The 22,706-nt window shown below is 70.3% G+C and carries 20 protein-coding genes, 2 pseudogenes and 1 riboswitch; of the genes and pseudogenes, 9 read left to right on the top strand and 13 right to left on the bottom strand.

What is annotated here, in order from left to right:
- Positions 1-3: 3 nt before the first annotated feature.
- Positions 4-1,401, bottom strand: coding sequence for an enolase C-terminal domain-like protein (locus ABZ794_RS22245; RefSeq protein ID WP_357517318.1), 1,398 nt, complete (start codon positions 1,399-1,401; stop codon positions 4-6).
- Between the two features lie 289 nt (positions 1,402-1,690).
- A riboswitch (cobalamin riboswitch) is annotated at positions 1,691-1,908 on the top strand.
- A gap of 190 nt (positions 1,909-2,098) precedes the next feature.
- Between ABZ794_RS22245 and ABZ794_RS22240 the strand changes: the two genes are divergently transcribed.
- Positions 2,099-4,417: a ribonucleoside-diphosphate reductase subunit alpha gene (locus ABZ794_RS22240; RefSeq protein ID WP_238689449.1), complete on the top strand. Its 2,319-nt coding sequence runs from the start codon at positions 2,099-2,101 to the stop codon at positions 4,415-4,417.
- A 53-nt stretch (positions 4,418-4,470) separates the two neighbouring features.
- Positions 4,471-5,466 (top strand): ribonucleotide-diphosphate reductase subunit beta, encoded by a 996-nt coding sequence (locus ABZ794_RS22235; RefSeq protein WP_355493658.1) that lies wholly within the window; start codon positions 4,471-4,473, stop codon positions 5,464-5,466.
- 323 nt (positions 5,467-5,789) lie between these two features.
- Here ABZ794_RS22235 and ABZ794_RS22230 read toward each other — a convergent pair whose 3' ends face one another.
- Both ABZ794_RS22230 and ABZ794_RS22225 read right to left on the bottom strand, forming a co-directional pair.
- Positions 5,790-6,017 (bottom strand): winged helix-turn-helix domain-containing protein, encoded by a 228-nt coding sequence (locus tag ABZ794_RS22230; protein WP_357517316.1) that lies wholly within the window; start codon positions 6,015-6,017, stop codon positions 5,790-5,792.
- 484 nt (positions 6,018-6,501) lie between these two features.
- Positions 6,502-7,416 (bottom strand): MerR family transcriptional regulator, encoded by a 915-nt coding sequence (locus tag ABZ794_RS22225; RefSeq protein ID WP_357517314.1) that lies wholly within the window; start codon positions 7,414-7,416, stop codon positions 6,502-6,504.
- A gap of 118 nt (positions 7,417-7,534) precedes the next feature.
- Here ABZ794_RS22225 and eno point away from each other — a divergent pair, with 118 nt between their 5' ends.
- Positions 7,535-8,800: a phosphopyruvate hydratase gene (eno, locus tag ABZ794_RS22220; RefSeq protein ID WP_357517312.1), complete on the top strand. Its 1,266-nt coding sequence runs from the start codon at positions 7,535-7,537 to the stop codon at positions 8,798-8,800.
- Positions 8,801-8,806: 6 nt separating this feature from the next.
- Here eno and ABZ794_RS22215 read toward each other — a convergent pair.
- The 5 genes and pseudogenes from ABZ794_RS22215 to ABZ794_RS22195 all read right to left on the bottom strand — a co-directional run.
- Positions 8,807-8,990, bottom strand: a pseudogene (locus tag ABZ794_RS22215) (hypothetical protein); the annotation flags it as partial.
- A gap of 158 nt (positions 8,991-9,148) precedes the next feature.
- Entirely contained in the window at positions 9,149-9,502 is a 354-nt protein-coding gene (locus ABZ794_RS22210; RefSeq protein ID WP_210785023.1) for a TraR/DksA C4-type zinc finger protein, read from the bottom strand.
- A gap of 23 nt (positions 9,503-9,525) precedes the next feature.
- Positions 9,526-9,927 (bottom strand): hypothetical protein, encoded by a 402-nt coding sequence (locus ABZ794_RS22205; RefSeq protein ID WP_357517310.1) that lies wholly within the window; start codon positions 9,925-9,927, stop codon positions 9,526-9,528.
- Positions 9,928-10,016: 89 nt separating this feature from the next.
- Positions 10,017-10,154, bottom strand: a pseudogene (locus tag ABZ794_RS22200) (acyl-CoA dehydrogenase family protein); the annotation flags it as partial.
- Between the two features lie 207 nt (positions 10,155-10,361).
- Entirely contained in the window at positions 10,362-11,309 is a 948-nt protein-coding gene (locus ABZ794_RS22195; protein WP_210785025.1) for an ion transporter, read from the bottom strand.
- Between the two features lie 451 nt (positions 11,310-11,760).
- Here ABZ794_RS22195 and ABZ794_RS22190 point away from each other — a divergent pair, with 451 nt between their 5' ends.
- The gene (locus ABZ794_RS22190; RefSeq protein ID WP_357517308.1) at positions 11,761-12,120 is read left to right on the top strand and encodes a hypothetical protein; all 360 of its coding nucleotides are present in this window, start codon (positions 11,761-11,763) and stop codon (positions 12,118-12,120) included.
- 33 nt (positions 12,121-12,153) lie between these two features.
- Here the strand turns inward: ABZ794_RS22190 and ABZ794_RS22185 are convergent, their stop codons facing one another.
- Entirely contained in the window at positions 12,154-12,618 is a 465-nt protein-coding gene (locus tag ABZ794_RS22185) for a GNAT family N-acetyltransferase (protein WP_238689435.1), read from the bottom strand.
- Between the two features lie 167 nt (positions 12,619-12,785).
- A complete protein-coding gene (locus ABZ794_RS22180; protein WP_357517305.1) occupies positions 12,786-13,643 on the bottom strand; it encodes an SDR family oxidoreductase in 858 nt (285 codons plus the stop codon).
- A gap of 96 nt (positions 13,644-13,739) precedes the next feature.
- Between ABZ794_RS22180 and ABZ794_RS22175 the strand changes: the two genes are divergently transcribed.
- Positions 13,740-14,135, top strand: a complete 396-nt coding sequence (locus ABZ794_RS22175) for a helix-turn-helix domain-containing protein (RefSeq protein WP_210785065.1) — start codon at positions 13,740-13,742, stop codon at positions 14,133-14,135.
- Here ABZ794_RS22175 and ABZ794_RS22170 read toward each other — a convergent pair.
- Positions 14,132-15,085 (bottom strand): DMT family transporter, encoded by a 954-nt coding sequence (locus ABZ794_RS22170; RefSeq protein WP_357517303.1) that lies wholly within the window; start codon positions 15,083-15,085, stop codon positions 14,132-14,134. The genes ABZ794_RS22175 and ABZ794_RS22170 overlap by 4 nt on opposite strands.
- Here ABZ794_RS22170 and ABZ794_RS22165 point away from each other — a divergent pair.
- Positions 15,084-16,472, top strand: coding sequence for a PLP-dependent aminotransferase family protein (locus ABZ794_RS22165; RefSeq protein WP_357517301.1), 1,389 nt, complete (start codon positions 15,084-15,086; stop codon positions 16,470-16,472). The genes ABZ794_RS22170 and ABZ794_RS22165 overlap by 2 nt on opposite strands.
- Positions 16,473-16,511: 39 nt before the next feature.
- Here the strand turns inward: ABZ794_RS22165 and ABZ794_RS22160 are convergent, their stop codons facing one another.
- On the bottom strand, positions 16,512-17,474 hold the full coding sequence (locus ABZ794_RS22160; RefSeq protein WP_305076084.1) for a helix-turn-helix transcriptional regulator: 963 nt from the start codon (positions 17,472-17,474) through the stop codon (positions 16,512-16,514).
- A 422-nt stretch (positions 17,475-17,896) separates the two neighbouring features.
- Between ABZ794_RS22160 and ABZ794_RS22155 the strand changes: the two genes are divergently transcribed.
- Complete coding sequence (locus tag ABZ794_RS22155) at positions 17,897-18,559, top strand: hypothetical protein (RefSeq protein WP_247669725.1); 663 nt, start codon at positions 17,897-17,899, stop codon at positions 18,557-18,559.
- 233 nt (positions 18,560-18,792) lie between these two features.
- Entirely contained in the window at positions 18,793-20,304 is a 1,512-nt protein-coding gene (locus ABZ794_RS22150) for a phosphoesterase (RefSeq protein WP_210785031.1), read from the top strand.
- Positions 20,305-20,398: 94 nt separating this feature from the next.
- On the opposite strand, the gene ABZ794_RS22145 is transcribed toward ABZ794_RS22150, so the two are convergent.
- The gene (locus tag ABZ794_RS22145) at positions 20,399-21,001 is read right to left on the bottom strand and encodes a MarR family winged helix-turn-helix transcriptional regulator (protein ID WP_210785032.1); all 603 of its coding nucleotides are present in this window, start codon (positions 20,999-21,001) and stop codon (positions 20,399-20,401) included.
- A gap of 114 nt (positions 21,002-21,115) precedes the next feature.
- On the opposite strand from ABZ794_RS22145, the gene ABZ794_RS22140 reads away from it, so the two are divergent.
- Positions 21,116-22,693: an LLM class flavin-dependent oxidoreductase gene (locus ABZ794_RS22140; protein ID WP_357517297.1), complete on the top strand. Its 1,578-nt coding sequence runs from the start codon at positions 21,116-21,118 to the stop codon at positions 22,691-22,693.
- Positions 22,694-22,706: the final 13 nt, after the last annotated feature.

The following is a 22,706-nucleotide window of genomic DNA, read 5'->3' as shown; positions in this document are numbered from 1 at the left end:
CCCCTAACGGCCGGCGGGGGTGGCCTTCCCACCCGCGATCACGTACGCCGCCTCCGGAGATGACACGGTAGTCGGGTCTGTCGCCGCCCAGTAGTGGCCGTCGGGAAACCGGTAGAGCGCTACCGACTCCTGACGCATCCGGGTGGAGTAGCCGGGCTGGCTGGGCAGGACGTAGCCGCTGCCGGAACCGGTGTCCCGGATGATGCAGGGATCGGTGAAGTGTTCGTGCAGGTGGTCGACGAATTCGGTGACCCGGTTGGTGAGGTCCCCCGAGATCGCGACGTAGTCGAGCACCGACACGTGTTGGACCATCTCGCACAGCCCGACACCGCCGGCGTGCGGGCACACCGGGACGTCGAACTTCGCGGCGAGCAGCAGCACGGCGACGATCTCGTTGATGCTGGCCAACCTGCCGGTGTCCAGCTGGCAGAAGTCGATGGCCTCGGCCTGGAACAGCTGCTTGAACATCACCCGGTTGTGGCAGTGTTCGCCGGTGGCGACGCCGATCGGAGCGACGGCGCGGCGGACGGCCGCGTGGCCCAGGATGTCGTCGGGGCTGGTCGGCTCCTCGATCCACAGTGGCGTGAACTGGGCGAGGGCGGTGACCCAGTCGATGGCCTGACCGACGTCCCACACCTGGTTGGCGTCGATCATCAGGTTGCGATCCGGTCCGAGGATCTCCCGCGCGATGGCGCATCGGCGGATGTCGTCGTCGAGGTTGGCGCCCACCTTGAGCTTGACGTAGCCGTAGCCGGTGTCCACCGCCTCCTGGCACAGCCGGCGCAGCTTGTCGTCGCCGTAGCCGAGCCAACCGGCCGAGGTGGTGTAGGCGGGGTAGCCGGTCCGGTCGAGCTCGGCGAGGCGGGCGGCCTTCGTGCCCTCCTTGGCCCGCAGGATGGCCAGTGCCTCGTCGCGGGTCAGCGCGTCGGACAGGTAGCGCAGGTCCGCGATGTCGACGAGTTGCTCGGGGGACATGTCGACGAGCAGCCGCCACAGCGGCTTGTCGGCGACCCGGGCGACCAGGTCCCACGACGCGTTCAGCACGGCCGCCAGGGACAGGTGGACGACACCCTTCTCCGGACCGAGCCAGCGCAGTTGCGAGTCGGAGGTGAGGAGGCGGTAGACCGCGCCCATGTCCGCTGCCATCGTCGCCACGTCCAGGCCCACCAGAAGCTGTGCCTGGTGGACTGCCGCCGCCGCGACGATGTCGTTGCCTCGGCCGATGGTGAAGGTCAGGCCGTGCCCCGCGAGTGGCGCGCCCGCGCCGTCGACGCCGTCGGTGTGCAGGACGACGTAGGCCGCCGAGTAGTCGCCGTCCTTGTTCATGGCGTCTGACCCGTCAGCGGTCAGGGAGGTGGGGAAGCGGACGTCTTCGACGGTGACGGCAGTGATCTGCGGCATGCGCTCCTCGCCCGGCTAGGCTAAAGATCAGATGATCACTGGGAGTATACGGAGGGCTTCTCCAGCGCGTCAACGATGTGGATCACTGGAGACCCTCAGACATATGATGTTTGCCTCGCCGGGTCGATCCGCCATACCGCCCACCGTGACCGCGTGGGGAGTCCCGACTCCGGTGTCGGGCGTCGGTCGGTGTGGTGTGGTCGGCCGGGGTGGTGACAGTGGTCACCGAGTCGTCGCCGACACGCCCGAGACCGACATGTGGGGTGTGACAACGGCTGCGTCCCTATATATGGTGTCGAGCGCAGCTGGTTCGGCCGCTCATCCGGGGTGGTCGAGGCAACAGGGAACCCGGTGGAAATCCGGGACTGTCCCGCAGCGGTGAGTGGGAACGACCGCCGTCATCAGCACTGGGCCACCAATCGGCCTGGGAAGCGACGGCCAGTAGGAGACCGGCGAGCCCGGTCGTGCCCGCGAGTCCGAAGACCTGCCAGCGCGCCGCGTACCCGCACCCGGGTGGGCGGCGGTCCGAGGCCGCGTGGGACGGCTGACGCCACCTGACCCACGCCGGCTGGCGTGGCGTCCGTCGGTGTCTGTCTCCTCGCGTCCGGGCCACCAGGTCTCGAACTCCGAGGAGCGAGTGGTGACAGTCACCGAGGTAGTCCCGGCCAGCGGCGACGCGACAGTGCGGCGGACGCCGATGCAGGTCCGCAAGCGCGACGGCGGCACCGAACCCGTGGACGTGAACAAGATCGTCCGGGCGGTCGAGCGGTGGGCCGACGACCTGACCGACGTCGACCCGATGCGGGTGGCCACCCGCACCATCAGCGGCCTCTACGACGGCGCGACCACTGCTGAACTGGACCGGCTGTCCATCCAGACCGCCGCCGAGATGATCGGTGAGGAGCCGCAGTACTCGCGCCTCGCCGCGCGGCTGCTGGCCGGCTACGTCGACAAGGAGGTGCGCCGACAGGGCGTCACCTCGTTCAGCGCGGCGATCCGGGTCGGCCACGCCGAGGGCCTGATCGGTGACGACACCGCCGCGTTCGTCGCCGCACACGCCGCGACGCTCGACCACGCCATCGACCCGGACGGCGACCGCCGGTTCGAGTACTTCGGCCTGCGCACCGTGTACGACCGATACCTGCTGCGCCACCCCACCAGCCGACTGGTCTTGGAGACCCCGCAGTACTGGCTGCTGCGGGTGTCCTGCGGCCTGTCCCGGACGGCGGACGAGGCGGTCGGCTTCTACCGGCTGATGTCCAGCCTGGCCTACCTGCCCAGCTCACCGACCTTGTTTAACTCCGGGACCCGGCACACCCAGATGTCCTCCTGCTACCTGGTCGACTCCCCGCTCGACGAGCTGGACTCGATCTACCAGCGGTACGCCCAGGTCGCCAACCTGTCGAAGTTCGCCGGTGGCATCGGCATCGCGTACTCCCGGGTCCGCTCCCGGGGAGCGCTGATCCGGGGCACGAACGGGCAGTCCAACGGGATCGTGCCATGGCTGCGCACCCTGGACGCGAGCGTCGCCGCGGTGAACCAGGGTGGCCGACGCAAGGGCGCGGCCTGCGTCTACCTGGAGCCGTGGCACCCGGACATCGAGGAGTTCCTGCAACTGCGGGACAACACCGGCGAGGACGCCCGGCGCACCCACAACCTCAACCTGGCCAACTGGATCCCGGACGAGTTCATGCGCCGGGTCGAGGCCGACGCGCTGTGGTCGCTGTTCGACCCGCACGAGGTGCCCGAGCTGCCCGACCTGTGGGGGGAGCGGTTCGACGCCGCGTACCGGGAGGCCGAGGCGCAGGGTCGCCACGTGCGGCAGGTCCCGGCACGGGAGCTGTACGGGAAGATGATGCGGACCCTCGCCCAGACCGGCAACGGCTGGATGACCTTCAAGGACGCCGCCAACCGACTGTGCAACCAGACCGCCGAGCCGGGCAACGTGGTGCACCTGTCCAACCTCTGCACCGAGATCGTCGAGGTGTCCAGCGACGCCGAGACCGCCGTGTGCAACCTCGGCTCGGTGAACCTCGCCGCCCACCTCACCGACGGCGGGATCGACTGGGAGCGGCTGCGCGTCACGGTGCGGACCGCGGTGACCTTCCTCGACCGGGTCATCGACATCAACTACTACCCGACGGCGCAGGCGGCGGCGAGCAACCCCCGCTGGCGGCCGGTCGGACTCGGGCTGATGGGCCTACAGGACGTCTTCTTCGCGCTGCGGCTGCCGTTCGACTCGCCGGCCGCGCGGGAGCTGTCCACCCGGATCAGCGAGGAGCTGTACCTGACCGCGTTGGAGACCTCCGCCGACCTGGCGCGCGACTTCGGCGCGCATCCGGCGTACCCGCAGACCCGGGCCGCGCGGGGCCAGCTCCAACCCGACCTGTGGGGTGTCGAGGGTACGCAGACCGCGCGGTGGGACGCGCTGCGCGAGCGGGTCGAGGCGTACGGGCTGCGCAACTCGCTGCTCGTGGCGGTCGCGCCGACCGCCACCATCGCCTCGATCGCCGGGTGCTACGAGTGCATCGAGCCGCAGGTGTCCAACCTGTTCAAGCGCGAGACCCTGTCGGGGGAGTTCCTCCAGGTCAACACCGCCCTGGTACGCGAGCTGAAGGCCCGTGGTCTGTGGACCGAGCGGATCCGTTCGGCGATCAAGCGGGCGGAGGGCTCGGTGCAGGACATCGCCGAGCTGCCGGCCGGCGTACGGGAGCTGTTCCGCACCGCGTGGGAGCTGCCGCAGCGGGCGCTGATCGACCTGGCCGCCGCCCGCGCCCCGTTCATCGACCAGTCCCAGTCGCTGAACCTGTTCCTGGCCGCGCCGACCATCGGCAAGCTCTCCTCGATGTACCTGTACGCCTGGAAGGCCGGGCTGAAGACCACCTACTACCTGCGATCGCGCCCTGCGACGCGGATCCAGCAGGCCACCGTCAGCGCTGTCGCACCCGTCGTCGTCGACGCGGAGGCGCTGGCCTGCTCGCTGGAGAACCCCGAGTCGTGCGAGGCCTGCCAGTGACCGCCGACGCCGCCACCACCGACGCCAGCACCACCGACACGAGGACCACGCACATGCTGCTCGACCCCGGGATGGACCTGACTCTCCGCCCGATGCGCTACCCGCACTTCTTCGACCGGTTCCGCGACGCGATCCGCAACACCTGGACGGTCGAGGAGGTCGACCTGCACGCCGACCTCGCCGACCTGGACAAGCTGTCGCCGGCCGAACGGCACCTGGTCAGCCGCCTGGTGGCGTTCTTCGCCACCGGTGACACGATCGTCGCCAACAACCTGGTGCTCAACCTCTACCAGCACGTCAACAGCCCGGAGGGTCGTCTCTACCTGTCTCGCCAGCTGTTCGAGGAGGCCGTGCACGTCCAGTTCTATCTCAACCTGCTCGACACGTACGTGCCCGACGAGACGGAGCGCTTCGAGGCATTCGCGGCCATCGAGAACATCCCCTCGATCCGTCGTAAGGCCGAGTTCTGCTTCCGGTGGATCGACTCGCTGAACGACCTGCGCGAGCTGCGGTCCCGCGAGGACCGGCGCACGTTCCTGCTCAACCTGATCTGCTTCGCCGCCTGCATCGAGGGGTTGTTCTTCTACGGCGCGTTCGCCTACGTCTACTTCCTGCGCTCCCGCGGCCTGCTGCACGGCCTCGCCTCGGGCACCAACTGGGTGTTCCGCGACGAGTCCATGCACATGGCGTTCGCGTTCGACGTCGTCGACACCGTTCGCGCCGAGGAGCCGGACCTGTTCGACGACGACCTCGCCGACCAGGTTCGCCGGATGCTCACCGAGGCCGTCGAGTGTGAGGTGCAGTTCGCCGAGGACCTGGTGGGCCACGGTGTGCCCGGTCTGACGTTGGCCGACATGCGGGAGTACCTCCAGCACGTCGCCGACCGCCGCCTCGCCCAGCTCGGCATCGCGCCGCACTACGGGTCGAGCAACCCGTTCGGCTTCATGGAGTTGCAGGACGTGCAGGAGCTGTCCAACTTCTTCGAGCGGCGGGTGTCGGCGTACCAGGTCGGGGTGACCGGCACTGTCGCCTTCGACGACGACTTCTAGGCGGCAACCTCAACCCACGCGTTGCCCCTGAGGAACGCCCCGTCCGCGCCGATCTTGCAGTTTCGGTTGCCGATATGCGCGCAATGCTCTTTATGTCGCGACAGGAAGTGCAAGATCGCGGGGAAGGGGCGTTCCAGTCACGTCGATCATGGAGTTGTGGTGCCTGATTGGTGTTGTGCAGGCACTTTGTCACCCACCACAACTCCGAGATCGACGAGGCGGTGCGGTGTTGGCTAACAGCCACTCCGTCTAAACCCGACGGTGCTGAACTGCTTCTCATCAATTGATCAAGGAAGCGGCGCGTGATCAAGGAAGCGGCGCGCTCAGTTCTGGGCCTCTGCGACGTAGACACCTTTGCCTGGATGGCCCTCTACCAACTCCCGGTCTTTGAGGATCGTCATGACCCGGTTGATCGTGGAGATGTGCACGCCGTACTGTTCGGCCAGCTCGCGGGTGGACGGCAGCTTCTCGCCCGGAGCAAGCTCACCCGACTTGATTTTTCCCGCGATCTCGTTGGCGATTCGCCGGTAGTCCACTCGCTCGGTCGGCATGGGTCGATCTCCGTAAGGTTCCCTGGTTTCGGCAGCCCAATCTGATCACGAGGGGACCTGTTCCAACAAGTTCCACGAAGCATCTTGACCTACTCCTACAAGTCGGAATAGGTTGCAGCTAGGTCGCGTTCCCTGGTTTCGGCAAACTCCTGGGTTCTCGGCCGCACACCCACCTGGGGGAGCGCGGCAGATGGTCGCTGCCCCCAGGTGGGGCCAACGTCGTGAACGCGGGAGGGTGCCGCCGTGCCGATCGATGAACCGGTAAGTCGGGCAGACGAACTGTTCGCCGCGATGCGGACGCTTGATGCTCACTGGACTCGGGCACTTGACCAGCCGTGGCGTTCAGGCGGCTGCCTCGAGTGCGCGAGTCCGAGCGAATGCCGTCAGCTCGATTGGTCGTTGGGTGTTGTGGCGGACGCCGCATCGATCATGTTGCAGAAGTAACGATGGACGCCGAGCAGTGCGGCGAGTTCGACGACGACTTCTAGGCGGCAACAGATCCGGGGCCCTGGCGTCGCTTGGTGAGCCACCGCATCACGTGCAGGGGGTGCGACGCCGGGTCCGGGATCGGGTGGAAGACGTGTTCGATCTCGCCGTCGGCGACGATCAGGGTCAGTCGTTCGTAGAGCGTCATGTCGCCCGCGGTGAGGGTCGGCAGCCGCAGCGCGTCGGCCAGGGTCAGTCTCGGGTCGGGGATCAGCGGGTAGGGCAGCCGCAGTCGGTGCGCGAGTTCACGCTGGTACCCGGTCGACTGCGCGGACAAGCCGTACACCCGGGCGGCGCCGGCCGCGCGAAGCTCCGCGTGGTGGTCGCGGAACCAGGCGGCCTGCTCGCTGCTGCCACGGGCGCCGTGGATCTCCAGCAGCCCGTTGGGCAGGTCGACGCCCGGTCGTCCGGTCAGTGGGTAGACGAAGATGACGCTGCGCCCAGCGCCGAGCGCGCCGAGATCGACCGGGCGGCCGTCGGTGCCGTAGAAGGACAGCGGTGGCAATGTGACGCCGACCAGCGCGGCGGGGTCGGCGCCTTCGGCGGGACTGCCGGGTACGACCTGGGTCGCGGCGGCGTCCAGGCGCGCGTCCAGCGCGTCCCGCTGGGCGGTCAACTTGCCGATCCGTTCCTGGAGGTTGGTGATGGTGCTGCGGTACGTGGCCACCGCCGCCGCGCACACGTCGGTGTCGTCGGAACCATCGGCGATCGACTCGACGAATGGGCGGGTCTCCTCGACGGTGAGGCCGAGCGCCATCAGCTCGCGGATCTGCGCCACCAGCCGCACCGCGACCGGGTCGTACTCGCGGTAGCCGTTGCTCAGCCTCCGGGGTACGACCAGCCCGGCCGACTCGTAGTACCGCAGTGCCCGGACCGTGGTTCCGGTCCGGCGTGCCAACTCACCCACCCGCATCCCGCGACCCTAAACCCGCACCCCGGGGTACGGGTCAACGTGTCCATCGTCGCGGTGTCAGGCCCGCCGTTTCCTGCCAGTCTGGCTGGGAAAAGGCAGCTTGAACAGGGAGTGTGTGATGACGGCAATCAGTCGGGTGTGGGCTCGGCAGATCCTCGACAGCAGGGGCAACCCGACAGTGGAGGCCGACGTGGTCCTCGCCGACGGGTCGACCGGTCGGGCGGCCGTGCCGTCCGGCGCGTCGACGGGGGCGAACGAGGCGGTCGAGCTGCGCGACGGGGACCGGACGCGTTTTCACGGCAAGGGCGTCAGCGGGGCCGTCGCCGCCGTCAACGGCGAGATCGCCGACGCGGTGCTCGGGCTCGACGCGGAGGACCAGGCCCTGATCGACGAGACGATGATCGCTCTCGACGGTTCCAAGGACAAGGGTCGACTGGGCGCCAACGCGATCCTGGCGGTGTCCCTGGCGACCGCGAAGGCGGCGGCGTCGGCCCACCGGCAGCCGCTGTACCGCTACGTTGGTGGCGTCGGCGCCCGCCTGCTGCCGGTGCCGATGATGAACATCATCAACGGTGGCGCGCACGCCGACAATCCGCTCGACTTCCAGGAGTTCATGATCGCCCCGGTCGGAGCGCAGACGTTCGCCGAGGCGGTCCGGATGGGCGCGGAGGTCTTCCACACCCTCAAGGCGTCACTGGCCGCGGCCGGGCACAACACCAATGTCGGCGACGAGGGCGGCTTCGCGCCGAACGTCACGGACGCCGGCGAGGCGCTGCGGTTCGTGCTGCGCGCCATCGAGGACACCGGTTACCAGCCCGGCGTCGACGTGCGGATCTGCCTCGACCCGGCCAGCTCGGAGTTCTTCCGCGCGGGTGTCTACGACTACGTGGGCGAGGGACGCCAGCGCACCGTCGAGGAGCACATCGACTACCTGCTCGACCTGGTCTCCCGCTACCCGATCAGCTCGATCGAGGACCCGATGGCCGAGGACGACATCGCCGGCTGGAAGCGGCTGACCGCGGTGGCGGGGGAGCGCGTGCAGCTGGTCGGCGACGACGTCTTCTGCACCGACGTCGAACGGCTGCGCGACGGGATCGACGGCGGCTACGCCAACGCGATCCTGGTCAAGGTCAACCAGATCGGCACCCTCACCGAGACCCTGGCGACGGTCGACGCCGCGCACAAGGCGGGGTACCGGGTGGTGATGTCGCACCGATCCGGGGAGACCGAGGACACCACGATCGCCGACCTGGCCGTGGCCGTCGGCTGCGGTCAGATCAAGACCGGCTCGCTGTCGCGCTCCGACCGCACGGCCAAGTACAACCAGCTCATCCGCATCGAGGAGGAGCTCGGCGAGCGCGCCAGCTACGCCGGAGACCGCTGAGGGGTGCGGGTCGTCGGGCTTCCAGTCCTCGTAGCGTTTGCCGGGGAAGACCGGGCAGGTGTCGCCGTAGCCCATGGTCACTATGACGTCGGACGACTCGGCGGTGGCGTACTCCAGGAGGTTGGGGGGTTTGGTCGGTGATGTCGATGCCGACCTCGCGCATGGCCTGGACGGCGGCGGGGTTGACGGTGCGGCGGGGGCGGAGCCGGCGGAGCGCGGCATCTCCGGAGGGGCTGCGGTCCGCGCCGATCAGCCTCATCGCCGTCGACGCCGCGCCCGCAGGAGGTTGTTGCGCCAGCTGATCAACGGATACGCGGTGCCTGCCGCCCTCGCGGCCGGCAGGCGCCGTCACCGTCGGCTGGCGCAGTCGACACACGTACGCGCGGACGGGCGGGCGACGAGCCGCTCGGCGGGAATCGGACGGGCGCACCGCTCGCACACGCCGTAGCTGCCGTCGTCGACCCGTCGCAGCGCGACGTCCAGCTCGGCCAGGCGTCGGCGGGTGGCGTCCAGGACGGCGGTGAGCTGCGCGCGTTCGAAGGCGATCGTGCTGCCCTCGGGGTCGTGCTCGTCATCGGCGTTGGACGACCGGGACGCCTCGAAGAGGCTCCGCAGGTCGCCGTCCAGGGCGGTGGCCTGGGCCTCGGTCTGCTCGCGCAGCCGCAGCAACTCCCCGCGGACCGCGCCGGAATCCCTCTCCATGACCGTTCCACAGTACTGCTCGCCTAGATGAAGTTGCGGGTGTGCAGGGCGGAAAGCGCCGCCGCCTCGTCGGGCCGGAACCTCAGGCGGACGAGCCGGCGCTGACGGCCCTGATCCATCGCGTGTTGCAGAGCCTGCACCCGGTCGAAGCCGGCGGCCACGTCCTCCGGATGCCAACCACCCGCCGCGAGCACCATCAGCGCGTCGAAGACATCCGCGTTGAGCCCCGCGGTGTCGACAAGCGCGTCGTGGCGGCGGTGATCGCGGGTCAGCGGAAGGCTCGACCAGACGTAGCTGTTGGCCTCGCCGGCCGAGGTGACCCAGCTCTTACGGGCGTCGAGGCGGACGGTGTCGTCGTCGGCGGCCGTCGCGGTGCCGGTCGGCGACCAGAAGTGGCTGCGCGAGCCGTACTCGGAGAACGCCAAGTGGTGAGGTGATCGCCGGTGGCGATGGCGGCGCGGACGTCGTGCGGGCCCTGCGCCTCGATGACGGCGGTCGCCGCGTAGTGCATGAGCACCACCATCGCTGTGGACCCGCACTCGGCGGCCAGCCGCTCGATCACCTCGGCGACCACCCGCATGCCGTGGCCGGCGCCGCCGACCTCGGTCGAGGAGGCCAGGCCGAGCAGACCCGCTGCGGCGAGAGCGTCCACACCCGGATGAGGGAAGGCCCCATCCCGGGGCGACGATCGGCGCCTGCGGGCGGATCACGTCGTCGATCACCGTGCCGAGCGTGTCCGTGGGATCGGTGGCGGTCTGGGCATTGCCGACACTGGTCGTCATGCCGGTACCCCTTCAGGCAGGCCGATGGGACCGCCGTCGGCACTATCGGAACCCGTAGACGCAGCGCGAGCGTCGGATCACCGTCTGACGCGGGCGTTGTCCCGGTGGGGTCGCCCGTGCCCGTCGTCCCGGTCGATGCGCAGCTCGCGCTCCAACTCGGTGATGACCGCCCGCAAATCGTCCAGCCGTTGGGTGAGCGCGATCCGGTCCACCTCGTCCGGCACGCCGTCGCCGTCCTCGTCGTACCCGGGAGCCAGTCGCTCGGTCATCTCCAACCGGCGCGCCTCCTCCATGGAGTTCACGATGACCGCGATGAGGATGTTGAGCAGCAGGTTGACGGTGATGACCACGTAGCTGACGTAGTAGAGCAGCGTCCATGGTGAGATCGCCATGCCCTGCTCGATGAGGTCCGGCAGCGTCTCCAGCGACAGCAGCACGAACAGCGTCAGCAGCGATCGGCCGATGTCGCCGTACTCCTCCGGATACCTGTTGCCGAAGATCAGCCAGCCGGCCATGCCGTACACGTAGAGCGTCACCACGGCCAGGGCGAGGAATCCGGTGACTCCTGGCAGGCTGCGCCACAGCGCGGAGACGATGGTCCGCAGACCTGGTGAGAACCGCACCAGCCGGACCATGCGGGCGACCCGGACGACCCGCAGCAGCGCCGGGTCGCCGTGCAGGCCCGGGATGAAGATCGCCGCGATCACCACGAAGTCGAAGACGTTCCAGCCGTGCCGGAAGAAGTCCTGCGGGCGTCTGCCGTAGGCGGCCAGCCGGACGGCGATCTCGACGACGAAGACGGCCCGGAAGAACAGCTCCAGCCCGTGCAGCGCGGTGCCCGCCGGGCTCAGATCGTCGTACGTCTCCAGGCCGAGAACGATGCCGTTGGCGAGGATGACCACGACGATGGCGATCTCGAAGGGCCGTGACCGGGCGAGCCGGTCGCAACGGTCTGTCCAACCCGAGCGGTGCGGTGGCGGTGTGGACGGAGCACCCCGCTGGGCGGGCACGGGTGCGTCACTCACCAGTCGGCCGGCTCGATGAGGCGCGCCGGGGCCGGGGCCCACCTCCGGCCGTCGTCGTGGCGGTGCGGATGGTGTGCGGGCATGCCCACCAGCCTAGCCAAGATCAATGACGCTGCGCGACAGTGCCGTTCGTGCAGCGTGACTCCGTTCGCTGCGCGTCGGCGCGATCCGTGCGGCGACGACACAAATCGGAACGCCGTTTGCGATTCACAGTGGATCAGTGAGTGACGCAGCCGCGAGCGGCCCCGACCGGCAGCCGATCTGGAGCAGGCCCGAACGTGGCAGCCGCGGCCCCGCTCCGGCGCACAGCCGGGGCGGCATCGTCGTGGCCGCCATCACCCTGACCGCCTCGGCGGACCTGTGGTTTCTGCCGTTTCTCCCCGCACCTCGACTAGGTTCTCGATGGTGAGCGGGACCAGGCGACCCCGCGCCAACTGCGGAGAGGTGCGCGATGTCCGACTCTGATCTTGCTGAACTGCGCCAACGGGCCAAGGACGGTGACCGGGACGCGGTCGACGAACTCGTCGAGCTCGCGGGGGAGCGGGGTGACCTGGTCGAGTTGCGTCAGCTGGCCGAGGACGGCAACGCCGACGCGGCGGCCCAACTTGTCGAACTCGCCACCGAACTCGGCGACACGAACGAGCTGCGGCGTCTCGCCGACCGGGGCGACGGGGACGCCGCCGACCAACTTGTCGAGGTGGCCGCGGAGAGGGCGGACGTCGGTGAACTGCGCCGGCTCGCCGACGGCGGGAACCGGGACGCGGCCGACGTCCTGGCCGAGCTCACCGAAGAGCAGAACGAGGCGGAGTAGTCGGCCGGCACGCGGGAGCGCCCGCAGCCGGTGTCACGTCGCGGCGGCGAGGTATCGGCGGTAACCGAGAGCGGACTGCGCGAACCCGATGGACGCGTAGAACCGGTGGGCGTCGGTGCGCGCGGCGTTCGACACCAGTTGGATCTTGTAGCAGCCGGCCGCCGTCGCCTCGTCGAGCGCCGCCAGCATGAGGGCCCGGGCGACCCCACGACGGCGCCAGCCGGGCGCGACCACCACGTTCTCCACCACCATGTACGGTCGCGCGCCGTGGGTGAGGTTGGGGGCGACGAGGGTGTCCAGGGTGCCCACGAAGGTGTCCCCGGCGACGGCCAGCAGGAGGCGGCGGCCGGCTTGGGCGTGCAGGTCGCGCCAGGCGGTGGCGAGCCGGGCGGTGTCCGGCCGTGCGTCGTCGGGAGCGAGTTGCCACAGCACGTCGAAGACCAGTTCGGGGTCGTCCTGTGCCACGGCGGCGCGGACGACGAAGTCCTCGGCGCTCACCGGGCCGAGGCCGCAGTGTCCAGTTCGGACCGCACGACCTGCCGTGGCGGCCCGACGGGCCGGGAGGGCTGCCTCACCATGCCGTCGAGGATACGTGCGCGGCTTCACCGCGTGGCGGGCGACGGCGACCGGACGCCCCCGCCGCCCGCTTCGGCGATGGATCGGGTTCAGGCCCGCGCGGCCCGGATGGCGTCGCGCAGCGGGGTGCTCGGCCGGCCGAGCAGCCGGCTGAGGTCGTCGCTGTCGGTTGCCAGCTCGCCATTGGCGATCGAGTGGTCGAGCGCGGCGACGAAACCGGCGGTGCCCGCGTCCAGGCCGACGTTCTCCAGGGCCGAGGCCAGCTCGGCGGCGGACATGTCCTGGTGGACGACATTGGTGCCGGTCGCCTCGGTGACGGCCTCGGCCAGCTCGTCGAAGGTGAAGGCGGTGCCGCCCAGTTCGTAGACGGTGTTGCCGTCCTCCTCCCGGGTCAGCGCGGCCACGGCAGCCCCCGCGTAGTCGGCGCGGGTCGCGGCGGAGATCTTGCTGCCGCCGGTGGCGCCGAGGATCGTGCCGGACCCCAGGTACTGCGGGAGCTGGTCGGTGTAGTTCTCGGTGTACCAGCTGTTGCGCAGCACGGTGTAGGTCAGACCGGACGCGGCGAGGACCTCCTCGGTGGCCTTGTGCTCAGGGGCGAGCGGGTTCGCCGTGGTGTCGGCCTTCAGGATGCTGGTGTAGACGAGACGCTCCACCCCGGCGAGCTTGGCGGCGTCGATGACAGCTGTGTGCTGCGCGACGCGCTGACCAGGAGTGTCGCCGGAGATGAGCAGCAGGCGGCGTACGCCGGCCACGGCACCGGGCAGCGTCGACGGGTCGTCGTAGTTGGCCTTGCGGATCTCGATCCCGCGCGCGGCCAGGTCGGCGGCCTTCTCCGGGCTGCGGACGATGGCGGCGATCTCGGCGGCGGGCACGCCGCTGTCGAGCAACTGCTCGATCACCAGGCGGCCCAGCCGGCCGGTGGCGCCGGTGACGGCATAGATGGGCATGGGAACCTCCGGCGGGTAGGAGAGAAGCAGTAAGCACTTACGAATCTACAGCACTAACCAATGGGCGGCGTGAGATAGGCTGGTGAGGTGAGCGACATGCCGGCCCAGGACCCGGCGGGGCCTACCCAGGAATTCGTCAGCGATGTCTTCGCGCGGGGTTGTACCTCCCGTGCGGCCTTCGAGGACGTCACCTCGAAGTGGGCCTCGCTGGCCCTGTTGGCGCTCGGCGAGGGCCGCTACCGGTTCAACGCGCTGCGTCGCCGCATCGACGGGGTCAGCGAGCGGATGCTCTCCCAGACCCTGCAGACCCTCGAACGCGACGGGATGCTCACCCGCGAGGTGCTCACCGCGATCCCACCGCGCGTCGAATACTCGCTGACCCCGCTCGGTGCCCGGGTCGCCGAGCAACTGCGTGGCCTCGCCGACCTGCTGGAGGCATCGGTGCCCGAGTTGCAGACCGCCCGCGACAACCGCGAGCGCGACCGGGGCTAGGACGATCCCGCGCCGGCCTCGCGTCGCGCCACCACCGTCCGGGGGTTCTGGCGGATGCGCTGGGTCGCCACCACGCATCCCAGCACCACCAACGCCGCCGCGATCGAGGCGGGGGAGACCACCTCGCCGAGCAGCAGCGCCGACCACCCCAGGGTCAGCACCGGCTGGGCGAGTTGGACCTGGCCCACCTGCGCTATCCCGCCCCGGGCCAGGCCCGCGTACCAGGCGAAGAAGCCCAGGAACATCGAGACCCCGGTGAGGTAGCCGAACGCCGACCAGCCGAGAGCGTCGGCCCGTGGCGGACCGGCGGCGGCAACCACAGTGACGGGAACGGTGACGGGCAGCGAGAGCAGCAACGCCCAGCAGATCGTCCGAGCGCCGCCCAACTCGCGGGCGAGCGCGCCGCCCTCGGCGTAGCCGAGGCCGCAGAGCACGACCGCCGCGAGCAGGAACAGGTCGGGCAGGGTGAGGGCCCCGCGTACCGCGCCGCTGGCGCCGAGGAAAGCGAGAACCGCCAGCAACCCGCCGGCGCTCACGATCCAGAACAGCGGCGGCGGGCGTTCGCCGGCCCGCAGTACCGCGAACACGGCCGTCATCGCGGGCAGCGCGGCGATGACGACCGCGCTGTGCGCGGAGGTCTGGGTGAGAAGCGCCATCGAGGTGAACAAGGGAAAGCCGACGATGACTCCGAGGGCGACGACCGGCAGCCGTTGCCACTGACCGCGGGTGGGCCGCGGTGCGCCGGTGAGACGCAGGTACGTCCATGCCAGCAGCCCCGCGCCGACAGCCCGGCCGAAGGCGACGAACCACGGATCGAGTTGCTGCACGGCGATGCGGGTCGCCGGGAGCGACAGACTGAAGCCGAGCACGCCCAGGGCGCCGAGGCCGAGCCCGACGATCCGATCCGCTGTTACCGTGTTTCTGGCAGTAGCGCTACTCTTGTCCCTCATGGAAAACGGTAACGCAGCGCAACGCGTTATCCAAGATCTGCGCGGTCTCGCGGCCGTCGCCGGTCCCGGTGCCCGGCTGCCCTCGATACGCGAGCTGACCGCCCGGCATCAGGCCTCGCCGGTCACCGTCGCCGAGGCGATCCGGCAGTTGGCGGCCGAGGGGCTGATCGAGGCGCGACCCGGCCGAGGCACCTTTGTGGCCGCTCCGCCGGACGAGCCGGGCGTACCCGACCTGTCCTGGCAGACCGTCGCGCTCGGGCCCCGTCGGTTCGGCCAGGACGAGATGCAGGAGCTGTTGGCGCTGACGCCCGACGGAACGATCCCGCTGTCCGGTGGCTACCTCCACGCGGACCTACAGCCTGCTGCTGCGCTGGGCAGCGCCCTGACCCGAGCCGCCCGCCAGCCCGCGAGCTGGCAGCGTGGGCCGGTCGAGGGTCGCGCGGACCTGCGCGCCTGGTTCGCCCGCGAGGCCGGGGCGGGGCTGCACGCCGAGGACATGGTGATCTGCCCCGGTGGGCAGGCCGCCCTGTCGTCCGCGTTGCGGGCGCTCGCCGCGCCCGGCGACGCCCTGCTCGTCGAGTCGCCGACCTACCTGGGTGCGTTGGCCGCGGCCCGTGCGGCCGGGCTGCGGGTGGTGCCCGTGCCGGCTGACGCCGACGGTGTACGGCCCGACCAACTCGCCGCCGCGTTCGCCCGCACCGACGCCCGGCTCTTCTACTGCCAGCCCCTGTACGCCAACCCGCACGGCGCGACGCTGGCGGAGCACCGCCGGGCGCAGGTCGCCGAGGCCGTACGCGACGCCGGGGCGTTCCTGATCGAGGACGACTACGCCCGTGACCTCACCATCGACGATCCGGCCCCGCCACCACTGGCCAGCGATGATCCCGACGGTCACGTCATCTACCTGCGCTCGCTGACCAAGTCGACTGCCCCCGGGCTGCGCGTCGCCGCCGTCGGAGCCCGTGGCCCCGCCGGGGCGCGACTGCGCGCTGCTCGGCTGCTCGACGACTTCTTCGTCGCGGGACCACTGCAACAGGCGGCGATCGACTTCCTCACCTCTCCGGCGTGGTCGCGGCATCGCCGGGCACTGCGCACTGCCCTCCGGACACGCCGTGACGCGTTGTTGACCGCGCTACGTCGGCATCTGCCAAGCCTTGTTCCACAGTCGATCCCACGTGGCGGCATGCACCTCTGGGTACGCCTCGCTGCCGGAACCGACGACGTGGCACTGGCCGCTGCCGCGGCGGCCGAAGGCGTCGCCGTCTTCCCGGGCCGGCCCTGGTACGCGGCCGAGCCCCCGGCCCCGCACCTGCGCCTCACCTATGCGGCAGCCGCACCCGAACTCATGGACGAGGCCGTTCGACGCCTCGCCCGCGTCCTGCGTTGAACACCGGGCGCCTGGCTGGTTGGCGTCTGCGCGCGGGTCTCAGGTGTTCAACGTCTCGCGCGGCGGCACGCCGAAGCTGGCGTGGTATCGCGCGGTGAACCTGCTGTGGCTGGCGAATCCCCATCGACTGGCGATCGCCGAGACCGTCTCCTGGCGCGGGTCGGCGCGTACCAGGTCGTGGTGTGCCCGGACGAGCCGGATCCGCCGCAGGTAGGCCATGGGGGTGGTGCCGAGGTGTCGGCGGAAGGCGAGTTGCACCGCCCGGAGGGAGACGCCGGCGGCGCCGGCGATGTCGGCGGCGCTGATGTCCCGGTCGGCGTGCTCCTCGAGAAATGTGATCGCCCGTCGGAGCGTGGCGGTGGTGGCGTCGTTCCGGTCCGCGGCGGTCGGTTCGGTGAACGCGGTGTTGGGGAAGACCGCGAGCGCCGCCGCGGCCAGCATCCGGGCGGCGTTGCCGATCACCAGCGACTGTGCCCCGGCAGCCGGGCTGTTCACCACGACGTCGCGGACGAAGCTGGTGGTGTTGCGCCATTGCCGGGCGAGGGCCGTGCTGGCGGCACCCAGCTCGGTGAACTCGATCCGACCGGGCCGGCGGGCCGGCGCGGTGGTGGCCACCTGCGCCAGCACCGACAGGTCCAGTACGCAGAGCTCCACCTCACCGGGATGCCAGTGGACGGTGCACGGCTCCTCCGGCCTGGTGACCAGGAAGACCTCCCCGGGGCCGAACCGGTGGGCCGATCCGGCGCAGGAGCGATCGACGTGCGCGGTGCGGGTGCGACCGATGACCAGCCCGCCGAGGGTGCTGGCATCGATCTCGAGGTGCCCGGTCTGGCGGGTGGTGGCGATGGCGAAGGGGCCGGTGTCGGCGCGGTGGTGGGTGAGCCGGTATCCGTTCCTGCTCTGAATGCGCAGTCTCGGGTCGTACGTCGTGGACAGGAATTGCTGGATGGCCGCCGGGTCACGGCTGTCGAACTGGTGGGTCTGCACTGGCGATGACGTCATCCGCTGTCTCCGTCCGGTGGAGGTGCCGCCGGGTGCTGGAACGGGTGCCGACGGCAGGTTCGGGACGTGCCGGGGTGCTCGGCGGTGACCCGGCACGTCGTTGGCCGGTGGCGCGGTGGGATGGAACGTCGCGAGCGGGACGGCAGCGACCGGTTGAGCGTGTCGGATCTGGTCTGACCATTCACTGACGCTGAAACGCAATATCTGTAGATGGGAATGTCACCATACGACAATCGCCTACGTGCCGTCCTGCTAATCACTGCGATGTGTCGGCAGCTCGACTTCGTTTTCCGGCTAGCGCGCCAAATGGTTCTGCGCCTGCTGTCCTAGCCACCCGCGCGACCGACAGCGAAATCTTGTTCATGATTCGTCGGAGGATGACCGGGTCACTGCCGGGAGGCCGGCCCACGGAGGGGGAAGCGTTGGACAGTACCGATCCTGACCGCGTCGTTCGGCTGGCCGTCGCCGAGGCGCTGGCCCGGGTGGCGGACGAGGACAGCCTGGGTCTGGGCGAGGGGGACGCGCTGCAGAGGCTCGGGCGTGGGCTCCGTGAGGTGCTGCGCCGCGCACTCGACGACCGGGTGCCACTGACCACGCCGGAGTTCGTCGACCTCTGCCGCGACCTGGGTCTGCACCGTGAGGCCTTCGACCTGCTGGGGCACTACCTGATGACCGCGTTGCTGACCCAGCAGATCGGACCGGACGCCCTGATCCGCGTCGGGGTGCTCTTCGGCACCGTCGGGCGTTACCTGCCCGGTGCCCGTCCGGTGGCCCACCGCAACGAAGGTCCCGCGGCACGGCGACGCGACGTGCGCTCGGACAACAGCGTCGTCGGCCGGTACCGCCGCGCCAAGCTGCCGGAGCACCTGCCCAACCCGCCGAGCTGGACCTGCACCGGATGCGGCCGCGAGTGGCCCTGCGCCACCAAGCAGAGCCAACTGCTCGCCGAGTTCGGTGGAGCGCGCGCCTCCCTCGCGGTCTATCTCGGCTCCTGCCTCGTCGCCGCCGCTCAGGACCTGCCCACGTTGCCGTTGCCCCGGGTCCGGCTCCGATTCCTGGGCTGGCTGCCGCGCGCCCGGATCTGACCGCGCCGCCGGGGACACCGGTCGTCCGGTGCCCTGACCCGGACACGTCGGTGCCGGTCCCGACTGGACACCGCGCGAGCACGGGGTGACCCGCTGCTGCCCCACCCGGCGTTGCGCGCAGGTCGGGGCAGGGTGTTCATCGTGCGCACCAGCTGCGTACGACGGCTGTTCACCGCCTTCTCCGAGGCTCCTTGATCGAAAGAGCATTCGCTTGATCGAGGAGAGGCTCTCAGGTGAGAGACAAGCATCCCGAAGAGACCGAGCACGCGCAGCTGTCCCGGCGCAAGCTGGTCAAGTACGCGGGCGTCGGCGCGACGCTGGCCGCGGCCAGCCCACTGGTCGGGGCCGGCGCGGCCTGGGCCGACGAGGACCGCCGGCCGGGTGACGACGACAAAACCGACCGGGGCAACTCCAAGAACCGGGCGTGGCGTGCGGGCGACCACCACATCCACTCCGAGTACAGCGGCGAGTTCGACACCACGAAGTCCCCGATCGTCTTCCACAAGGGCGCGGACGCGGTCTACCCGATCGTCACCAACGCCATCATGGCGAAGAACTTCGGCCTGACCTGGGCGATGTGCACCGACCACGGTGGACCGACCCACTCGAAGGTGAACATCGAGCAGGCGTACCCCGACCTGCTGCGGTCCCGCAAGCTGGTCCCCGAGGTGCTCCAGTTCTGGGGCATGGAGTTCGACGCGCCCTCGCTGGACCACCACACGCTGATGATCCCGCGCCACGAGGACGAGGCGAAGCAGCTCTTCGAGCTGGAGAGCCGGTTCGCCAAGTACGACGCGTTCCCCACCGACCCGGCCCGTGACACCGAGGCCAAGATGGTGGAGTTCCTCAAGGTGGCCCGGGGCATGCCGCACAAGCCGCTGGTGATCGCCCACCACGCGTCCCGATCGGCGCCCGGTCTTGGCGTCTACGGTCAGGACACCCCGCGCGAGTTCCGCAACGGCAACAACGCCGCGCCGGACGTCTACATCGGCTTCGAGGGTGCGCCCGGTCACCAGGCCGCCCCGCTCAACGGTGGCAAGCGGGGCGGCTACGGCAACCACCCCACCTACGGCGGCTTCGACCAGATGACCGCCCGGGTCGGCGGTCTGTGGGACTCACTGCTCGGCGAGGGTCGGCGCTGGTGGATCACCGCGACCTCGGACTCGCACGTGCACTGGACCCGGGGCGGCTCCGACTTCTGGCCGGGCGAGTACAGCAAGACGTACGTGCACGCCCGCCAGGACTACGGCGACATCATGGACGGGCTGCGCAACGGCCGGATCTGGGTCACCACCGGTGACCTGATCCGCAGCCTCGACGTCACCGCCACGTCCCAGGGCAGGACCGCCGAGGTGGGCGAGACGATCACGGTGAGCCGTCGTAGCCGTACCGATGTCGAGATCGAGATCACCTTCCGCCCGCTGGGTGGGGTTAACGCGAACGGTGACCGGCCCGAGGTCCGCCGGGTCGACCTGATCGTCGGCCAGATCACCGGCCCGAGCGCCAGCCTGGACGCCGACACCAACCCCACCACCACTGTGGCGGCCCGGTTCGGCCCGCGGGACTGGCGTCGGCACGGCGACAGCTACGTCATCCGGCACACCTTGCGCAATGTCGAGGCGGACACCTACGCACGGGTGCGTGGCACCAGCACCGACGAGGCCGAGCCGCTCGCCGACGGGCTGGAGAGCCCGTGGGACGACCTGTGGTTCTACTCGAACCCGGTCTTCGTGCACGTGCGCTGACCCGGTGCGGTAGCGACATCGCGGGCCTGTCCGGCACCGCTCGACGGACGACGTCGGGCGGTGCGGGGGCGGGCCCGCCCGCAGTATCCGCGGGTCAGTCGGGCCTGCTGCGGCGGGCTCGGGGGGTGGCGGTTCGCCCGCTCCGCGCCGCCGCGGCGCCGGTCCGGCGCGTAGCGGGCGCCGCCGTCGCCGAGTCGGCCTGCACCCGTGTCACCACCTCGCAGAGGTCGCGCAACGGGTCCACCGCCTGGGCCGAGCAGGCGACCTTCTGCAGCAGTGACCGCAGCGTCGCCGACTCGGTCGACGTGAGCGCCCCCAGCAGGTGCGACTCGACCTGCCGCAGCGCCAACCGCCGCTGCTCCCAGGCGGCACGGCCGGCGTCGGTGACCTCGATCAGCCGGTTGCGCCGGTCGGCCGGGTCCGCGCGCCTGGCCACGAACCCGGGCCGCTCCAGGTCGTCGATCAGGTACGTGAGGACTGTGCGGTCGATGCCGATCTCCTCGGCGATCGCGCCCTGGTTCCGGGCCGGCCCGTTGCTGGCCGCGGTGAGCAGTTGGTAGCCGCGCGGGCCACCGGGGAAGTCGGTGAGCGCGTGCTCGGCCGCCCGGACGTAGCCGCGGAAGACGATGCCGAGCATCCAGCCCAGGTCGTCGTCGAGCGGATCGGGCCGGTCCGGCCGGTGAGTGGCACCCGTCATGCCCCGACAATACCGCAGTGAGTCAGACCTTGTTGGCGGAAGATGTTCTGTCTGTCATAAGGTTAAGGTTGCGACGCATCGTCCGAGGCGTCGAGGAAATCGGGAGGCTCGCAGATGAGCGACTACGGCCACGACCTGGTCTTCGGCTCCTTCGTCACGCCCAGCGCTGACAGTCCGGACCGCGCGGTCGGTGTCGCCGTCCTGGCCGAGCAGGTCGGGTTGGACCTGGTCACCTTCCAGGATCACCCGTACCAGCCGGCGTTCCTCGACACCTGGACGCTGCTGAGCTTCGTGGCGGCCCGCACCAACCGGGTGCACCTGGCGGCGAACGTGACCAACCTGCCACTGCGCCCGCCGGCGGTCCTCGCCCGCAGTGTGGCCAGCCTGGACCTGCTCAGCGGTGGTCGGATCAGCCTCGGCCTCGGGGCGGGGGCGTTCTGGGATGCCATCGAGGCGATGGGCGGCCGGCGGCTGACCCCCGGCCAGGGCGTACGAGCCCTGGAGGAGGCCATCGAGGTCGTCCGTCAGCTCTGGGACGTCGAGACGCGCGGCGGAGTGCGGGTCGACGGCGAGTTCTACCGGGTGGTGGGCGCCAAGCGCGGTCCCGCGCCGGCCCACGCGGTGCCGATCTGGCTGGGTGCGTACAAGCCCCGGATGCTCCAGCTCACCGGTCGTCGGGCCGACGGCTGGCTGCCCACGCTTGGTTATCTCCAGCCCGGTGATCTGACCAGGGGCAACGCGATCATCGACGACGCCGCGCAGCAGGCCGGCCGGTCCCCGCAGGACGTGCGCCGGCTGCTCAACATCGCCGGAGAGTTCTCGACCGTCGGGCGCGGCCCGCTGAACGGGCCCGCCGAGCGGTGGGCCGAGGAACTGGCCGAGCTGGCACTGGAGGAGGGCGTCGGCACCTTCATCCTGGGCAGCGACGACCCCGACGACCTGCGCCGCTTCGCCGGTGAGGTGGCCCCCGCCGTCCGCGAGTTGGTCGCGGCCGAACGTGACCGGGGCGCGGCTCCGGAGCGTACGCCCGAACTGGAGCCGGAGCCGGTCGCTGCGCCGCCGGCCCGGGCGAGCCGCGCCACCGCGACCGGTGGCGCGTTCGCCGTGGTGCCGACCCCGGACGACGGCGTACGGCGAAGCGGGCAGCAGGTGTGGGACGAGTCGAGCCGGCCGACCGGGCCCGCGCCCGACCCGGAGCGCACCTACACCCCGCAGGAGCAGGCCACCGGCGCGCACCTCGTGCAGATCCACGACGGCCTGCGCGCCGAACTGGCCCAGATTCACGACCTGATCGAGCAGGTGGCGGCCGGCGAGATCGACGCCGGCGCGGCCCGGTCCCACATCAACACGATGACCATGAGGCAGAACCGGTGGACTCTCGGCGTCTACTGCGAGTCGTACTGCCGCATCGTCACCACCCACCACACGATCGAGGACCAGTCGTTCTTCCCCAGGTTGCGGGCGCGTGACCCCCGACTCGGCCCGGTGGTCGACCGGCTGGAGCAGGAGCATCACGTCATCCACGACGTGCTGGAGGGTGTCGACCGGGCCCTGGTCGCGTACGTCGGGTCTCCGGACGGGCTCGCCGAGCTGCGGGCCGCGGTGGACCTGCTGACCGACGCCCTCCTGTCGCACCTCAGTTACGAGGAGCGGGAGCTGGTCGAGCCGTTGGCGCGGTTGGGCATCGCCTGATCAACGCGCCGTG

This window comes from Micromonospora sp. NPDC047187 (genome assembly GCF_040643355.1).
Classification (GTDB): domain Bacteria; phylum Actinomycetota; class Actinomycetes; order Mycobacteriales; family Micromonosporaceae; genus Micromonospora; species Micromonospora salmantinae.
This window is presented reverse-complemented; position numbering and strand designations above follow the sequence as displayed.

What these genes read in the sequence shown, in the direction of transcription:
- ABZ794_RS22225 (WP_357517314.1), bottom strand. Translation starts at nt 7,416, where the DNA reads ATGCGGGTGGGTGAGTTGGCACGCCGGACCGGAACCACGGTCCGGGCA.
- ABZ794_RS22210 (WP_210785023.1), bottom strand. Translation starts at nt 9,502, where the DNA reads ATGGAGAGGGATTCCGGCGCGGTCCGCGGGGAGTTGCTGCGGCTGCGC.
- ABZ794_RS22160 (WP_305076084.1), bottom strand. Translation starts at nt 17,474, where the DNA reads ATGACGTCATCGCCAGTGCAGACCCACCAGTTCGACAGCCGTGACCCG.
- ABZ794_RS22170 (WP_357517303.1), bottom strand. Translation starts at nt 15,085, where the DNA reads ATGAGGGACAAGAGTAGCGCTACTGCCAGAAACACGGTAACAGCGGAT.
- ABZ794_RS22145 (WP_210785032.1), bottom strand. Translation starts at nt 21,001, where the DNA reads ATGACGGGTGCCACTCACCGGCCGGACCGGCCCGATCCGCTCGACGAC.
- eno (WP_357517312.1), top strand. Translation starts at nt 7,535, where the DNA reads ATGACGGCAATCAGTCGGGTGTGGGCTCGGCAGATCCTCGACAGCAGG.
- ABZ794_RS22165 (WP_357517301.1), top strand. Translation starts at nt 15,084, where the DNA reads ATGGAAAACGGTAACGCAGCGCAACGCGTTATCCAAGATCTGCGCGGT.
- ABZ794_RS22230 (WP_357517316.1), bottom strand. Translation starts at nt 6,017, where the DNA reads ATGCCGACCGAGCGAGTGGACTACCGGCGAATCGCCAACGAGATCGCG.
- ABZ794_RS22190 (WP_357517308.1), top strand. Translation starts at nt 11,761, where the DNA reads ATGTCCGACTCTGATCTTGCTGAACTGCGCCAACGGGCCAAGGACGGT.
- ABZ794_RS22235 (WP_355493658.1), top strand. Translation starts at nt 4,471, where the DNA reads ATGCTGCTCGACCCCGGGATGGACCTGACTCTCCGCCCGATGCGCTAC.
- ABZ794_RS22175 (WP_210785065.1), top strand. Translation starts at nt 13,740, where the DNA reads ATGCCGGCCCAGGACCCGGCGGGGCCTACCCAGGAATTCGTCAGCGAT.
- ABZ794_RS22240 (WP_238689449.1), top strand. Translation starts at nt 2,099, where the DNA reads ATGCAGGTCCGCAAGCGCGACGGCGGCACCGAACCCGTGGACGTGAAC.
- ABZ794_RS22245 (WP_357517318.1), bottom strand. Translation starts at nt 1,401, where the DNA reads ATGCCGCAGATCACTGCCGTCACCGTCGAAGACGTCCGCTTCCCCACC.
- ABZ794_RS22180 (WP_357517305.1), bottom strand. Translation starts at nt 13,643, where the DNA reads ATGCCCATCTATGCCGTCACCGGCGCCACCGGCCGGCTGGGCCGCCTG.
- ABZ794_RS22140 (WP_357517297.1), top strand. Translation starts at nt 21,116, where the DNA reads ATGAGCGACTACGGCCACGACCTGGTCTTCGGCTCCTTCGTCACGCCC.